At 47.1% G+C, this 1,377-nt stretch carries 1 protein-coding gene and 1 pseudogene; one reads left to right on the top strand and one right to left on the bottom strand.

Annotation, left to right across the window (positions count from 1 at the left end; genetic code table 11):
* Positions 1-274, top strand: a pseudogene (locus B7X71_RS16925) (hypothetical protein); the annotation flags it as partial.
* A gap of 16 nt (positions 275-290) precedes the next feature.
* Here B7X71_RS16925 and lplT read toward each other — a convergent pair.
* The coding region (lplT, locus tag B7X71_RS16920; RefSeq protein ID WP_293601598.1) for a lysophospholipid transporter LplT at positions 291-1,377 on the bottom strand (1,087 nt) is incomplete at its 5' end.

The following is a 1,377-nucleotide window of genomic DNA, read 5'->3' as shown; positions in this document are numbered from 1 at the left end:
ATTTGCAGAAGTGTTCAATCCTGAGCTATTGCCATCGGATGGAACCCCCATTGTTGCAATTGCGTTTGGTGGTTCTGCCGCTCAAAAATTATCTGGTGAACGCGATGGATTGCCAGAGCTGCGTGAAACTGTTTTGGCAATCAATGCAGATGGCGCAGAGGATTTACCGCTCATCGCAACCTTTGAATTAAATCAGATGATTGCTAGGCCTAAGGATAAGGCGCTATTTTGGCAGGACCTATTGCTTGCTAAATCTGTCCTGCAAAATATCTAATCATTTTGCTTAGTGCTTAGTGCTTATGCTCGCCAATTAAATGCATCGAGTCATATTCAGCCTGATTGGCTTTATGACGTTTAATAACTAGCCACATGATCGCGCTGACCGCGACACCAAAGCCAATAATCACAGCTTGGATCGATGCATCCAGCCAAATTAATCCTGAGTAGATTAATAGCATCATCAGTACGGAAATGTTCTCATTAAAGTTTTGTACGGCAATGGAATGACCTGCAGACATTAGGACGTGCCCGCGATGCTGAAGTAGTGCATTCATTGGGACCACAAAGTAGCCCGCTAACCAGCCTACCAGTATTAACAAGAAATATGCTGGCAGTAAATTGAGTGAGATCTCAAACTTGCCAATGGTCCAAATAGTTGTATTTGGCAGCATGTCTGAGTTGTAGATTGCCATGATGCAAACCACTAGACCCATGGCAATGCCATAAGGAAGGACTTTCAGGGAGCTACGAAGTGGTATGCGCCAAGCAGCCCAAACTGCACCTCCAGCAACGCCGACAGCGGAGATCGCCTGCAGGATGGCTCCTTGAGATAGAGTCATATGCAAGGCAACTTGAGCCCACTTAATGACAATAAATTGCAGCGTGGCGCCGGCACCCCAAAATAGCGTGGTGACCGCCAAAGAGATCTGCCCTAAGCGATCAGCCCAGAGGGTTTTGAAGCAGATGGAGAAGTCCTTTACCAGCTCGATTGGATTGGTTTTTTGGGACTCATAACGTGCCCCGGTGTCAGGAATACGCAAATTAATAAGTGCAGCTAGCACATAAATCATCATGATGATGAGAATGGCAGACTCTGCAGCCGTATCAATGCTAGTTTCTAGAATCGGCATATCAAAACCTAAAAGGCTCTGCGACACGGATTTGCTAATCAGAACACCGCCTAGCACTGTCCCCAAAATGATGGAGCCTACAGTAAGCCCCTCAATCCAGCCATTGGCTGCAACCAGTTTTTCTGGGGGTAGCAGCTCGGTCAAAATGCCGTATTTTGCTGGTGAGTAGGCTGCAGCACCCAAGCCAACGATCGCATAGGCTAATAGTGGGTGGCTGCCAAACAGCATCACAACGCAACCAACGAAT

The organism is Polynucleobacter sp. 39-46-10 (assembly GCF_002282275.1).
Note: the sequence above shows the minus strand (reverse complement) of the source record. Positions and strands in the feature narration are given on the sequence as shown.